At 49.2% G+C, this 13933-nt stretch carries 11 protein-coding genes; 8 read left to right on the forward strand and 3 right to left on the reverse strand.

Annotation, left to right across the window (positions count from 1 at the left end; genetic code table 11):
* Nucleotides 1-154 precede the first annotated feature (154 nt).
* The 5 genes from VM802_RS07210 to VM802_RS07230 all read left to right on the forward strand — a co-directional run bounded on the left by VM802_RS07210 (nucleotide 155) and on the right by VM802_RS07230 (nucleotide 6928).
* A complete protein-coding gene (locus VM802_RS07210) occupies nucleotides 155-466 on the forward strand; it encodes a hypothetical protein (RefSeq protein WP_325529147.1) in 312 nt (103 codons plus the stop codon).
* Between the two features lie 46 nt (nucleotides 467-512).
* Nucleotides 513-1349, forward strand: coding sequence for a sigma-70 family RNA polymerase sigma factor (locus VM802_RS07215; RefSeq protein WP_325529148.1), 837 nt, complete (start codon nucleotides 513-515; stop codon nucleotides 1347-1349).
* Between the two features lie 126 nt (nucleotides 1350-1475).
* Nucleotides 1476-4385: an endopygalactorunase gene (locus VM802_RS07220; protein WP_325529149.1), complete on the forward strand. Its 2910-nt coding sequence runs from the start codon at nucleotides 1476-1478 to the stop codon at nucleotides 4383-4385.
* 50 nt (nucleotides 4386-4435) lie between these two features.
* Nucleotides 4436-5023 (forward strand): NADPH-dependent FMN reductase, encoded by a 588-nt coding sequence (locus VM802_RS07225; RefSeq protein WP_325529150.1) that lies wholly within the window; start codon nucleotides 4436-4438, stop codon nucleotides 5021-5023.
* A gap of 150 nt (nucleotides 5024-5173) precedes the next feature.
* Nucleotides 5174-6928, forward strand: coding sequence for an ATP-binding response regulator (locus VM802_RS07230; protein WP_325529151.1), 1755 nt, complete (start codon nucleotides 5174-5176; stop codon nucleotides 6926-6928).
* 81 nt (nucleotides 6929-7009) lie between these two features.
* Here the strand turns inward: VM802_RS07230 and VM802_RS07235 are convergent, their stop codons facing one another.
* On the reverse strand, nucleotides 7010-7978 hold the full coding sequence (locus VM802_RS07235) for a terpene synthase family protein (RefSeq protein WP_325529152.1): 969 nt from the start codon (nucleotides 7976-7978) through the stop codon (nucleotides 7010-7012).
* A gap of 140 nt (nucleotides 7979-8118) precedes the next feature.
* Between VM802_RS07235 and VM802_RS07240 the strand changes: the two genes are divergently transcribed.
* Nucleotides 8119-8355 carry a hypothetical protein gene (locus VM802_RS07240; RefSeq protein WP_325529153.1) on the forward strand — a complete coding sequence of 79 codons (237 nt, stop codon included), beginning with the start codon at nucleotides 8119-8121 and terminating at the stop codon, nucleotides 8353-8355.
* A 260-nt stretch (nucleotides 8356-8615) separates the two neighbouring features.
* Here the strand turns inward: VM802_RS07240 and VM802_RS07245 are convergent, their stop codons facing one another.
* Together VM802_RS07245 and VM802_RS07250 are read right to left on the reverse strand one after the other, a co-directional pair.
* On the reverse strand, nucleotides 8616-10793 hold the full coding sequence (locus tag VM802_RS07245; protein WP_325529154.1) for a TonB-dependent receptor: 2178 nt from the start codon (nucleotides 10791-10793) through the stop codon (nucleotides 8616-8618).
* An 80-nt stretch (nucleotides 10794-10873) separates the two neighbouring features.
* Nucleotides 10874-11593, reverse strand: a complete 720-nt coding sequence (locus VM802_RS07250; protein WP_325529155.1) for a ZIP family metal transporter — start codon at nucleotides 11591-11593, stop codon at nucleotides 10874-10876.
* A gap of 64 nt (nucleotides 11594-11657) precedes the next feature.
* Here VM802_RS07250 and VM802_RS07255 point away from each other — a divergent pair, with 64 nt between their 5' ends.
* Nucleotides 11658-11945 (forward strand): hypothetical protein, encoded by a 288-nt coding sequence (locus VM802_RS07255; RefSeq protein WP_325529156.1) that lies wholly within the window; start codon nucleotides 11658-11660, stop codon nucleotides 11943-11945.
* Between the two features lie 345 nt (nucleotides 11946-12290).
* Complete coding sequence (locus VM802_RS07260; protein ID WP_325529157.1) at nucleotides 12291-13925, forward strand: hypothetical protein; 1635 nt, start codon at nucleotides 12291-12293, stop codon at nucleotides 13923-13925.
* The last annotated feature ends 8 nt before the right edge of the window (nucleotides 13926-13933 follow it).

A 13933-nucleotide genomic window follows, 5' to 3' on the forward strand; every position in this document is an offset into this window, starting at 1 on the left:
TATATTAAATTAATGAATAATCCTGATTTAAAAAAAATCAAATTTCCTGTCACGTTTTGTGACACCTGATTGTCCTATCTGTAACAAACCGTTTAAACGCTATATCGGATCGACTAAAAATTATTACATCAAACAACAATAAAATATAATAATCATGAAAGCAGTAAAAGCAACTTATACCGTAAAAGCCTCCTTCGCAGAACGTAACAAAGAAAACGTAGCAGCGGCACTTGCAGATCTTAAAAGAGTCAATGACCCTGATCTCCGCTACACCGTATTCATCGCGCCTGACGGCAAGACCTTCATGCACTTTGGTGTATTCAAAAGCGATCGTGCACAGCAGACATTGCTGGAAAACCCGGTGTTCAAAGCGTTTCAGCAGGAGCGTGATGCCAGCGGGCTGGAAGTGGAACCTGTGATTGAAGAGGTGGAGTATGTGGCGTCGTCTTTTGATTTATTCAGCTAAAAAAATTATCATCGCGCCGGATTCCTGTCCATATAAACAGCCAGAGATGAAAGATTATCAAAAGAGATTATTCCCATACGCTTACAATATTCTGGGTTCTTCCGAAGATGCCAAGGATGCTATACAGGATGTGTTGTCAAACTTTTATACAACGGAGAAAGAAGGAATAGAGAACGAGGAGAATTACCTGATCAGAAGTGTGATCAACCAGTCTATCAATATGCGGAAGAAGCGCAGAAAGTTGCAGTATGGGGAGGTATGGTTACCGGAACCTGTGGCGACTGATACCGCAGATACCAACATCAATATGCGTGATATTGTGTCTTATTCGATGTTAGTACTGCTGGAACAACTGAACCCGAGAGAGCGGGCTGTATTTATACTGAAAGAGGCATTTGGGTATTCGCATGAAGAAATTGCGGTCTCGCTATCCTGCACGGTGGAGAATTCGAGGAAACTGCTGAGCAGGGCCAAAAGCAAGATCAAATTAGACAAACAACCGGTGAAGCTGCTGAACAGTGCTTCAAGGGGCGTGCTGGAAAACTACATCAGCGCTATCCGCAGCGGTGATGTGCACCGGGTGGAAAGTATGCTCTCAAAAGATATTACCTTCTTTGCTGACGGCGGCCCGAATCTGAATGTGGTGAAGAAAATCTGTACCGGTGCAGCAGACGTGGCCAACCTGTTGGCACTGGTATATCAAACTTACCAAACTACCCAGGTGGTGGAAATCGCAGAAATCAACCACCAGCCTGCATTCCTCTATTACAAGGAAGGGCAGCTGGCAGTGTGCCAGGTATTTGAACTGTCTGCCGACAACACTATTGCCCGTATTAATAACGTGATTGATCCGGAGAAACTGAAGCGACTTGATTTTATTTAGTTATTTTGGTATTTAGTTATTTAACTATTTGAAATGCAGCGAAGATCATCAAATGTTATTAACAGAATATGATCTTCGCTGCATTTCAAATAGTTAAATAACTAAATACCAAAATAACTAAATAGCATGTTACGTCTATCCTGTTACCTGCTACTATCTTTCCTGGCTGGCGGCACTGTCTGCGCACAGCATATTGTCACTGCACCCTATGCGCCGCATATCGCCCGCATCAGCGGTGACACCCTGGTACTGGTAAATGGCCGTACCCAGTTATATACCACGGATACAGAGAAAGGCGCCGGGGTTATATCCACTGGTATCGACCTCTCACAATTACCTGCAGAACTCATTCCTGTTGGCCCGCAACGCTATACAATAGTGGGAAAGGATGGTACGGAAAGGGCCGGCGGCCGTGTGTATGACGGCGACCAGCTGCTGGTAGCTGCTACCGACGGCCATATCAGCGGGCGTTATATCCTTATTACGGAGCAAAAGGCATTAGGCGGCAGGCTGGAACTGGAGCGGCCATACATTACTGTTGGTACGGGGCAGTCGCTGACGCTGTATTTTACGGCGGGGCAGCGCAGTCCTGATGTTACGGTTAAGATCATGATACCTGCCGGTATAGTGGTGCAGGAACCTGACATTACCGTTAACGTTATCGGCCGTGGGGATGTAAAGCTGAAAGGCCTCGCTACACAGTCTGTGGGCCGGGTGGCTTCACTTTACCCCTGGCGGCAAGTGGGAGCGGGCACAGTGGAGAAACAACCGGACGGGACTACGGTACTCATTTTCCGGCACCTGGACCTCCGCCCGGCGAATGGCGCGGATCTGAAGGTGGTACTGAATAATGTAGCGGTAGGCCGTGCCGGCGATTACGTTTTCAAAGCGATCTACACTACTTCGAAACCCGAAATGCTCACGAGCGCAGGTACAGGAGCTGAGACCGCCACGCTGACGGGGATACGCAGCCTGACGGATTTCCGCCGGGAACCGGACCGGTCGTTGCGGTATAATGCGGATGGTTATACAACAGCCCGCTTCCTGTGGACCAGCCCGGGTGGGCCTTTTTCTGTGATAGTTATGCAATCGGTTGATAAAGGGCGGACCTGGAGCCAGGCGCAGGCTACTGTGAAAAATGGGGAGGCGGTAGTCAGCGGACTTCAACGGGAACAGTTATATGCTTTTCGTCTGCAGGTGAAGAACGGGCCATTTCAGGGTACTTCCAATACAGCGTGGCATTACACCGGCAGGATGGACATCAGGCGCTTCGGCGCCACCGGCGCAGACAATGAAGACAATACGTTACAGGTGAACGACGCGATTGACTCGTTGCACCGTCTGGGTGGCGGAACATTGCTTTTCAGTAAAGGAACTTACTCCGTAAGAACTGTGCATCTCAAAAGTAACGTGTATCTCTACGTGGAGAAAGGCGCCGTTATCCGCGCGCTTAAGGGCGCGGATGCTCCGGAAACCACCTGGTTCTGCGACAGGGACTACCGCTCCGGGCTTTCTCCAACAGACACTGGTCCTTATGAGGATCCTGAAAACTATCTTACCAAGCAGGACGTGGGGCATCACTATTTCCGGAATGCGATGTTTTTTGGTGAGCGGCTGGATAATGTGAAGATCATCGGCAACGGCTACATCACCGGCAACGGGAATCTTTCTACCAGCGATAAAGTAATGAATAATGCGCCGGATAAGCGGGCCGACAAGATGTTTGTATTCAAGCTCTGCACCAATGTGGAGATCGGTGGTTTATACAGGAAGGAAGACTTGTGGTATGATGAAGCCAATGACCGGCCGTACTATATCGGTAACGGGCATACGAAAATAGCGGATACGGATAACATGCTGCACATCGATCGTGCCGGGCACTTTGTACTGCTGGCTACTGGTACCGACAGCCTATATGTGCATGATACCTGGTTTGGTAAAGAGAACCCGTCCGGCGCAAGGGATATATATGATTTTATGGGATGCAGCCATGTATGGGCTACCAACATCTACTCGCGTGTGAGTTCAGATGACATCATCAAGCCGGGATCTGACTGTTCGCTGGGATTCACGCGCCCCGCGACCGATTACAAGGTGCGCAATATCATTGGTGATACCAACTGCAACCTGTTCCAGGTGGGCTCTGAAACAGCGGACGATATTACCAACATCTGCGTAGACAACATTTATGTGTTGGGCGCCAACAAGGCCGGTTTCTCCATCTCTACAAATGATGGCGCGCATGTGAAGGATATACATCTGAACTGTGGCCACACCGGGCCGCTGCATTCCCGGTCGAAGATGCTGCGCGCCGCTACACCATTTTTTATTTCTATTTCCAACAGAGGCCGCATTTTAGGCGCCGAAGCGGGGGGGTATACTTTCCGTGAAAACGGAAAAGAGCGCAATGAGCTGCTGGTGAAGAATGTCAATATCGGCGTGGTGGAAAATATCCTGCTCAATGGTATTGACATCAGCGAAGTGTATGGTGGCAGTTCTTTCAACGGCGAGCGCTGGAAAGCCTATGACGGTTCGCAGAAGCGCATTACTTCCGTTGTAGCGGGGTATAAGCTGCCAGATGATACGGCAGTAGCCGGCGGACTGCATTTCAAACTGCCGGACGGCAGGCATACCGGTTATATCCGGCAGGTGGTTTTCAGAGACGTGCACGTTACCGATAAGGGAGGCAACGTGGTGGAAGACAGGCAGCAATACCCGCCAGAGCTGGGGGTAGGGCAGTATAATGCTGTTAACCTGAAAGTGCAGCCCTCTTATGGATTATGGGCCAGGCATGTTGAGGCGCTTACCATCGAAAACTGTTCCTTTAATTATGAGCAGCGCGACAGCCGCTTTGCAGTGTTTACGGATGATGTGACTGACCTGCTGGTTTCCGGCCTCCGGGCTGTGCAGGCCAGGGATGCCGGCAGTATATTGGGCTTCCGTAATACTACCGGGGTGAAGATCAGTAATGCAGTTTATTACCAGGATGTATGGGGCAGTCCGGAGAAAAGCGTTGAACAGGGAAGCGATAAGTAGAAAGGATTTTATTTTTGAAGAATATTATATTTGGTCCGAAAAAAAAACAAATGCCCGACAATCTGAATATACTCGCTATCTGCGGCAGCACGCGCACATTCTCTTCCAATCTGAATCTGCTCAAGGCTATAGCCGTTCTGGCGGGAGATTTTTTTGATCTGCACTTTTACGATGGGCTTACCGCGCTTCCTCCATTCAACCCTGATCTTGATGAAAATCAACCACCTGCGGAAGTAGCCCGTTTCCGGGAGCAGGTGAAGGCAGCTGACGCGGTGATCATTTGTACGCCTGAATATGCAGGCGGTGTTCCGGGGGCGTTGAAGAATGCGATCGACTGGGGGGTGTCTGCGATGACTTTCTCCCCGAAGCCCGTTGCCCTGATCACCGCTTCCACAGCCGGCTCTATGGGGCATCAGTCATTACTTGGTACGTTGCTTATCATCGAATCGAGCATTACGGCCGAAACGCAGTTGTTGATTCCGGCTGTGAGAACGAAGGTAGGCAGTGATGCAAAGATCACAGATCCGGCTACGCTGGATCAGGTAATTCAGCTGATCGTTGTTCTGAAGGAGATGGTCGGAGACGGGAAAAAAGAAGTCAGGGAATTGCAGTATCTGACGCATCCGCCTGTACATTGAGGGTTTTCTCGCAAAGGAGAAAACCCGCTACCAGAGGGGTGCTAAAATATTTTACCAATACTTTCGGAAATTTGTTAATTTTCGTACTGAAAGGGGAGAATCCTACAGCACAACGATATGCATCATCCCTCTCAAAAAACCACTGTCCTAATGTTCTCAGGTAAAACGATATGGCCCTTTAAAATAGTCAGCAGAATTATTAATACAGGGACCTCACACCTTCGCAGTGAGGAAGAAAGGAAAACAATCACAACTGTAAATATTTTCAGTCTGGCCTCCATTATACTGTGTCTCCTGTTCGGGGCTGGTATTTTTTTTCTTACAGACAACATCCGGATCTTATTACCCGCTTATATTGAAGCAGCGCTATTTGTGATCATCCTCGGACTGAACAGGTTCGGGCTGCACAATGCCGCTGCCATTGGCATGACGATCATCCACAACGCTTCTGTTGTGTATTTCAGTGCGTTGATGGGGATGCTCACGGAAGTACACCTGTTATTCCTTTTCCTGCTGGGAGCGGCGCTCACGGTGTTCAGGGAACGGAAGCCGCTGATCATAGGAAGTATCTGTGTAGCGATTGTTTCTATTGTGCTGTGTGAGCTGAACTATTATTACCGCTTTGTGGAGCCGATTGTCAATACTGAGCATGAACAGTTCAGGATACGCTGGGTAGCCATCCCGGCCATTTTGCTGCTGAATATGCTGACAATAGCCGTGTATGTACGTGCATTGAGAAAGAGTAACAACTATTTCCAACGCAAGGCCGCCGACCTGGAAAAGGCCGATAAGATCAAAGCCAGGCGCGTGATGGAGACATCGCATGAGATCCGTAATCCTTTCAACGCAGTATATGGCATTGCCCAGGAATTACTGATGAAGGTGCAGAACGGGGAGGAATACAAGGACCTGAAATCTTCTGTAGAGCACCTGCATTCTGCTTCCTATAACGTATTGCAGATACTTAACAACAACCTGGAGCTATACCGTATCCAGGATGGCATCCCGACTACTCCGGTTCATGATGTTTTCAATCTGCGTGACTGGGCATTGGAAGTAACGGGCATCTATCAGTACATTGCCAATGTCCGGAATGTGAAGATTGAACTGAGGATAGAAGAAGACTTGCCGCGGGTGATAGAAGCAGATAAAACAAAACTTACGCAGATCGTGAATAATCTGCTTTTCAATGCCATTAAGTTCACGGTGCAGAACAGCACGGTGCAGGTAAAGATGAGCCGCGCTTACGAAGGCTGGGAGATACAGGTGAAAGACAGCGGGCATGGCATTGCTCCTGAGAGATTACTGGACATATTCACGCCTTTTGTATCTGAATACAATGAACTGGGGGGTACCGGATTGGGCCTGCCTATTGTAAAGAACTATGTGGAGTTGCTGGGAGGCGTTATTGATGTTTACAGTCCGGCCGGGGAAGGCGCCACTTTTTCTGTGAAGCTGCCATTAGTGAGCGCAGATGTGACCTGTGTCCCGAGGGATGAGACCAGAACGATCAGGCTCAGGTCTTTCAAAGGCGTCCGGGCGCTGGTAATAGATGATAATGAAATGAGTAACCTGGTGCTTGTGCGCTTTCTGAAACATATGGAATGTGAGGTGAGTACGGCCTTCAACGGAGAGGAGGGGCTGGAAAAGATTATGGAAGAAAAGCCAGACCTGGTTTTTCTCGACGGCCATATGCCAAAGATGAATGGCCTGGAATTACTGGCGCGTCTGCGTCAGCTGGTGTTGTCTGAAGAGGTCCGGGTGATTGCGGTTTCCGGCGATGCGATGCCCGAATCTATCCATGAAATGTTGCATGCCGGCGCTCACGGCTATATTACCAAACCCATCGATCTTAAGGCGCTGGGCAATACAATGAGCCAGGTGTTGGAAGATTTAGTGATGTAGCTATTTTTTATGTAGTTATTTAAGTACTGAAGGAGATTTCTTTCGATACTTAAATAACTACATAAAAAAATAGCTACATCACTATCCCACCAATTGCAGTTGATTGTACCGTATGGTATCTTTAGTGCTCCACGAAATATTTCCTTCCATCATATGTTCCAGCATGAGAATGTATCTTCCCAGCAATGGCCTGTCGGACGCAGGACTTAGTGCCAGTAATACTTCTGCTGTATGGAGGAACTCCTGTATTTCATTGTCGTGAACAGCTACGGCGGCGGTGATGGCATCTTCCAGCGGCAGTTGCTTTTTGTTTTTCATCATCATTACGAGGTTTAGTTCATCCCCCTGTTCCAGTTCTTTGGGGAATGAGAAGATGTCGTTGGCCCAGCAGATGGTGCGGCTGCAATAGGCGGCCAGCTTTTTCACCAGCGGATCAGCATAGTAGTGTTCAGGTAAGTGAACGTTTTCCATGATTTCGGCGAGATCCACGAAGAAGTTGGCGCCGCCAATACCCGGGCGATATTCCATGTATTCTTCCAGTGAAATGGCGTTGAGGTCAGTAACGTGTTGCATGCGCCAGCTGTTGGCTGTGAATGCAGCCTGCAGGCTTTTGGCAAAACGTTGCTGCCAGGGAGTGTCGCCCAGTTGCTGCATACGTTTCCATATATCGCGCATAGCGATGAGGATAGGAGAGGCAGCCTCGGCCGCGGGGTTACTTTTACCTTTGAGGATGTCGAGTATCCGCCTGACGAGCATTTCAAAGCCTTCTGAGTGGCCATCGCCGGAGATACGGTCTATCTCATCATCCCAGAGGAACAGCAGCGTGTTGAAATCAGACGCGATGTTAAGCGCAAATAAGCTGGCATTCGGGAACATTCTGGCTACCATCCACGTGAACTTTTGTTGCTGGTAACCCTGCCATACGCTGTGATCGGTTACCAGGTTCAGTTTTCTGACCCAGCTGGCAGTGTGGAGATCAGATTTTTTTACAAAGGGATTCATGTTTCCCGGGAAAGGGCAGGAAAGCCCCGGAAGTTGTGCAGTTACCATAAAATTGATATTTAAATGTTAATTGAATTTGTGCAGACACACGATTGCAGACGCATAGGGATTTCAAGTTACCAATATTTTCCCGGAAGCGCTAAGAACCGGGCACAGTGCTTGTGGCGCTTTATGTAAAAATTACAGCTATGTACATATACAATATCGAGTACAACCACGAGGTACTCCCTGTAGAAAAAATGAGTGAAGACCATTTTGCTGTTTATGGTCATGACGGCGTGCTCTTCCTCGTATGCAAGGAAGATAATGAAGGCGCCAGTCATTGGTTTGAAGAAGGTAAAGACAATGAAACCCAACTTACGAGTGAGCTGGGGGTATTAATAGAACATTCTGATCTGTGTGATTCCTTTGATCACGAAGCGTGAAGATAGATGGCTTATAACATCAGTGATGTTATTCTGCCCAACTGTTTCAGCTTCTGCTGCAATTCACCGGACCAGGGAAGTCCGATGCAGAGACGCATGCAATTATTAAACTGGTTTTGCAGGGTGAAGAATCCGGAGCCCATCATGCAGATCTACCGGCCGGATGTTCACCGCTCTTTGTAAAGTGTTACCCACGACACAAAAAAGGCTTCCGGTTTGTAGTCACCGGAAGCCTTGATATAGTATATGCGTTGTCGTTATTAGTAGGTAACAGTAAGGCCTATATTAAATGCCCTTCCTTTTCCTTTTGCATAAAAGCCGGGAATCATGAACCACTGTGCTCTGGCGGGGAAATAATCTTCATTGAAGAGATTTTCCACACCCATGGTCAGCATGGTGGCTTTGGTTAATTTAAGGTTGCCGCTGAAGTTAAACAGGTTGTAAGCTTTTACGGGGCCTTCGTTGCCGTTGTAAGTGCCTTTGCTGTTCTTTTCAAAACGGGACCTTGAGCCGATGCCAACATACTGTAAACGCAGATCCAGCGTAGAGACGGGACTGTATTCGATATTGCCTGTGAACTTCTGTGGCGGTATTCTGCGGCCGTTCAGGTAAGTATCTTCCGGATCATTGTATTTACCGTTATCGTTTATATCACGTTTGCCTTCCACATAGCTGTAGGAGCCGCCGATATTCAGGTTGTGCAGCACCTGGTATTGCAGTGAGGCTTCCCAGCCATATATTTTTTCGGGAGAGCGGCTTACGTTGAATAAGCCGGTGGCGGCGTCAAATACCATCTCAGATCCTAACCTGGAAGTGCTGATATAGGCGTTGGCTTCAAACCGCAGTTTCTCCCAGGTGGTAGAGAAGCCTGCTTCATAATTATTGATCAGTACTGCTTCTGTGTTGATGCCGGCAATAGTGTTCACTTTGGCATCCCGGAGCGCCAGTCCTATATCAGATACAGAGAATCCCTGAGAGAAGCTGATGTAGGGGGCAAACAGTGCAAAACGGTTGTAACGCAAGCCTACGTTGGCAGTGGTGGCGGTATACCGCAGGGCGCCGCCTTTCACGTTAAAGCTGGGCGTAACGGTAGCGCCGCTGGCGTTGGTAATGCGCAGCGTAGTATAATCATCCACACCGATATTTACTTTTTCCATCCTTATACCACCTTTCAGTATCCAGTCTTTGAAGAAGGTGAACCCGGCCTGTGCAAATGGCGCCCAGTTAAACATATTCATTTCAGGCACCCATGTTCTGCCGTCCACCAGTGGTTGTGAGGTTCTATCGTTGATAAGATCGATACCGTAGGAGATTTCGCCCTGTACGGGGTTGCGGCTGATGAGCGGAGTATTGAGGAAGAAACGGAGTCCCTTCTTTTTGGATACGCCTCTCGACTGGCCATCGCCGCCATCGAAGCGGCCAATGGATACATAGAATACATCATCCCTTGATTCGAGATAAGCATCTGCGGTGAGGGAGGTATGTGCGGGCAGATTATCCTGTTGATATACGAGGTGCAGGTTATGATTGCCTTTCACCCCGGTAGGTACGCCGGCCATTTTCCCCAGTACGCCGGTGGCTTTGCGGCCCTCGGCATAGTTACCGTCTACCAATGTGTAATTGCTGTTCTGCCGGCTGCCGTAATAGTTATACATCAGTTGGAGCTTGCTGCTGGAAGAGAAGCGGTACCCCATTTTGGCGAAAGCATTGTAGCTTTCGGTTTCACCAAGGCTGTAGTTGGGGCCTATCACATCTCCTTCGGCATCTTTAAAAGCCCCCGTCTGTTCGTACACACCGCTTACGGCGTAATCGAACTTTTTATAGTTGCCGTAGAGGCTCTGGCCAATCCTGCCCCCGGCAGTATTTTTAGGCGAGACCAATGATCCGGTGAAATTGATGGAAGTTTTACCGGAGAGTGTTTTGCCGCCAACAGGGGGATTGAGGGTGATGTAGTTGATAAGTCCGCCAGCGGCGCCGTTACCATAAATAGCCGTAGCGCCCTTGATTACTTCTACGCGTTGCAGCACGGCAGGATCAATGGAACGGAGGTCCACTTCCCCGTTGCGAAGCGGTGAAGATTGCGGGATTCCGTCTACCATGATCAGCAGCGGCCGGCCGCGGAGGCTTTGTCCAACGTTGCTGCTGGTTTGAGAGCCGGGCGCCAGGCCTGGCACTTCTTTAGCCAGGATATCGGTAATATCTGTAGATATGGCCATATCTGCGGCAATGGCTTTCTGGTTTACGATGGTTACAGAAGAAGGAATATTATTGATGTTCTGCGGCTTGCGACCCGCAGAGATAATCACTTCATTCAATAAACGTGTGCTGTCTTGTTTTTTAGCAACAAGGGTGCTGTCGTGACTCCCGTTGAACTGCTGTGCATACAGGGCAGGAGAGGCGCCCAGGAGCAGTGTGACAAGTAGGTGCGTATTGCGCATTGATCTGCTATACTTTTTTGATTAAGGACGCAAAGGTATAGCAGATACATCTGTGGCTGTTTACGAGATCGGGAAAATTTTTACATGACCATTCCCAACACGAGGAAGATCAGGAAGCCGAGAAAGAAGGAGGAAGTATGCCAGATCGTTTCCTTTTCTTCATGCGCTTCCTTCAGCAGTTCTTCTGTAACAAGAAACAGCAGTGCGGATAATCCGAACGACAGCACGATTTCCATGGCTTTGTCGCTGAGATTGTGCAGTAAAGTGGCGCCCAGCACGGCGCTTATAAAGAACAGCAGGGCCAATACAGCAATCAGTCCGATTGTTTTACGGCGGCGCATTCCCTGTGCGCCGAATTCCGCAGCCGTGGCCATCCCCAGCGATAATAACTCTACAGATAATGCGATGGCCAGCAACATACCTTCGGTATTCCCGGCGGTAAATCCAATCCCCAGCAATAATCCGTCAATAAAAATATCTACGGCTATCCCCAGTAAAAGTCCCATTGGCAGTCGTTTCCCAGGATTATCTCCGTTTTCTTTCCCTTCTCCCGTCACCTTCCCTACCAGTATCATCATTACGAGCCCAGCGGTAAAACCGATGATCACCTGCAGGGGCGCGTGATTCCTGATAATATCCGGAAGCAGTTCTACAGCTACCACTGAAAACACCACGCCGGCGGCAAAGTGCAGGATAAGGCTGCGGACATTGCCGCCGGGCTGTTTTACAGATGCGATGATCCCGCCTGCCATCATGGTAACTACGGGTATAAGCGAGAAAAGCAGGATACGAAGAAACATGAGGTTAAAATAAAATAGTCCTTATATTCACAATGATAAAACAATGTACCCAGAAAAATCACATATGGAATTATCAGTATTCATGTCGTCACTGGAAAATAGTCATCCGCCTGCAAACAGTTCAGTATACCTGCAGGCGTTGTGGTATGACAGGAAGGGCAACTGGAAAGCGGCGCACGATCTGGTAGACAGTCTTCCCGGCCGTGATGCCGCCCGGGTGCATGCCTATCTTCACCGCGTGGAAGGCGATGAATGGAATGCGGAATATTGGTATAGCAGGGCCGCTGCCACCAAACCGGGATACGGCCTGGAACAGGAATGGGAAGAACTTGTACGGCACTACCTGCAATAATCATTGTGCCATCCTGATTTAACTTTTGATTATTTGGTGTGATTGCATGGGAATGATAATTTTGAAACGAACATAGCATGATTGTAAGAGAATGCAGAAACCATAATTAATCACGTTAATAAATTAATCACATTGATATTCTTAACCCTGCTGGAGAACAGCAAATCAGAACAACAACCTTTGAGTGTTTATTTAACCCATGCAATCCTAAATGGTATTGTAGCCAATATTTATCCTGACGTGGCAGAGCTCAGGATGAATGACGGGAAACGTTGCTTCATAGCGCTAGCAAAGATTGAAGCCATTGCAATGGCCTGAGTTTTTATTGAAAATAACCCACAGATAATGAACGAAACGACACAGAAGCCCGATAACGCGCTGCCAGGGCTTATCCGCAAGGTATTGGGCAGTCCGCATTCAGAACAGGTCATCAAAGCACAGATCATACAACTGGCCGCAAGGAATCTGCATGTGCCTGAAGTGGCCACCGCACTGCTGGAAGTATTGCCGCTTACAAAAGATAAGGAAACGAGGGACCAACTGTTGCAATTCCTTTCCGCACTGAACACTTCCCGTTTCCCTGACACTGCCGCGTTGTTCAGCGCGCTCATGAATGTCTTCCGCCAGGAGAAAGAACGGGCAGTGAGAACTGCGCTGCTCTATCGTTTGCAGGACAGTCTGCACCAGGACGAGCGGCTGGGATCTTTCTTCATTGAACTAAACCGGGAAGAATCACTGAGCGAGGAAGAACGCATTGCCGTGCAGGACGCTATCACTTCACTGCCTTCCATTACAGAAGAAGTAGCGCTCGCTGCTTTGCAGCGTAACGTCAACGCACCTACGCTAATGCAATCGCAGGCACTGGATCTCGCAGAACAATGCCCTGTGTGGAGTGGTGCAATGGTAGCCGGATTGCAGCCATACCTTGATGTTAAGAACGACCGCAATATCCGCTTCCGCATCCTTTCCCGGCTGGCCACTGCGAAGTTGCTGGATGCGGGATATGCGCCGGTGCTGATCAGTATACTGCGTACAGACAATGATGCTTATGCCCGCGAAACCGCACTCGCAGCCTTGTCGCGGATCAAGCCCTGGGATGAGACAGTCGTGTTGCAATTGTTCTGGACTGCCTCGCAGGACGGAGATGAGCAGGTACGCCGCGCAGCGGTGGTACTTCAACAGGAATTACCGGAACCGGACAGTAGCCTGCTGGTAAAACTGGCTGGGCAATTATCTGCAGACCGCTCTGCAGGCGTGCGCCTGGCATTGCTGGATATGCTGAAGCCGGTGATGCGCCTGCCGGAGATCAGGAGCGCGGTGGCGAACGCATTCTCCGGTAATCCCGGTGTATTCGACGATACGGAATTCAACTTGCTGGTGGGCATGCTGGCACCTTATGCAGGACGTGATGAAAGCATCAGCCTCCTGTTGATCAACAGCGTCAAAGGATTGCCCAATACCGCACAACGTAAAAAGGTGCTGGACCTGTTACTGGGAAAGGTGAAGATAGACATGGTGCTGGAACCGGTATTGGAGCTGTTTGCAAAAGAACGCAGCGACGCATTGCGCGAAACACTTTTCAACCAGGTGAAGGCGTTGTCAGTAGCGCGCCATCCCCAACTGGCGGATGTATTCTGTCGGGAGCTGACAGAGCCGGGATCGCCGTTCCGTGTTACCTGCGCCGGTATCCTTGCCAATGCAGCCGAACTGTATCCGCAGATAGTCCCCGCGTTGGAAGACGTGCTGCAATATGATACAGACCGCGATCTTGTGCGTCTGTGCCTCGATGGGTATCTGCGCCCGGGGGTGGAAAAGAAATTTGATGTGCTGCTGACTGTTGTAAAGAATGAACTGGTTGATACACTAACCAGGCAACGTACCCTGGACGCACTCACGAAACTGCCGCTGGATACGGATCAGCAGGCAACGCTTGCGGATGCTTTGTCCGGATTGAAGCCAGGTACCCTGCAAACCCCCTGAATTAACAT

This window comes from Chitinophaga sp., from assembly GCF_035538455.1.
GTDB lineage: Bacteria > Bacteroidota > Bacteroidia > Chitinophagales > Chitinophagaceae > Chitinophaga.

Excerpts from the sequence above, each read along its gene's own strand:
- VM802_RS07230 (WP_325529151.1), top strand. The coding sequence starts at position 5,174 with ATGTTCTCAGGTAAAACGATATGGCCCTTTAAAATAGTCAGCAGAATT.
- VM802_RS07245 (WP_325529154.1), bottom strand. The coding sequence starts at position 10,793 with ATGCGCAATACGCACCTACTTGTCACACTGCTCCTGGGCGCCTCTCCT.
- VM802_RS07225 (WP_325529150.1), top strand. The coding sequence starts at position 4,436 with ATGCCCGACAATCTGAATATACTCGCTATCTGCGGCAGCACGCGCACA.
- VM802_RS07220 (WP_325529149.1), top strand. The coding sequence starts at position 1,476 with ATGTTACGTCTATCCTGTTACCTGCTACTATCTTTCCTGGCTGGCGGC.
- VM802_RS07260 (WP_325529157.1), top strand. The coding sequence starts at position 12,291 with ATGAACGAAACGACACAGAAGCCCGATAACGCGCTGCCAGGGCTTATC.
- VM802_RS07240 (WP_325529153.1), top strand. The coding sequence starts at position 8,119 with ATGTACATATACAATATCGAGTACAACCACGAGGTACTCCCTGTAGAA.
- VM802_RS07210 (WP_325529147.1), top strand. The coding sequence starts at position 155 with ATGAAAGCAGTAAAAGCAACTTATACCGTAAAAGCCTCCTTCGCAGAA.
- VM802_RS07255 (WP_325529156.1), top strand. The coding sequence starts at position 11,658 with ATGGAATTATCAGTATTCATGTCGTCACTGGAAAATAGTCATCCGCCT.
- VM802_RS07250 (WP_325529155.1), bottom strand. The coding sequence starts at position 11,593 with ATGTTTCTTCGTATCCTGCTTTTCTCGCTTATACCCGTAGTTACCATG.
- VM802_RS07215 (WP_325529148.1), top strand. The coding sequence starts at position 513 with ATGAAAGATTATCAAAAGAGATTATTCCCATACGCTTACAATATTCTG.
- VM802_RS07235 (WP_325529152.1), bottom strand. The coding sequence starts at position 7,978 with ATGGTAACTGCACAACTTCCGGGGCTTTCCTGCCCTTTCCCGGGAAAC.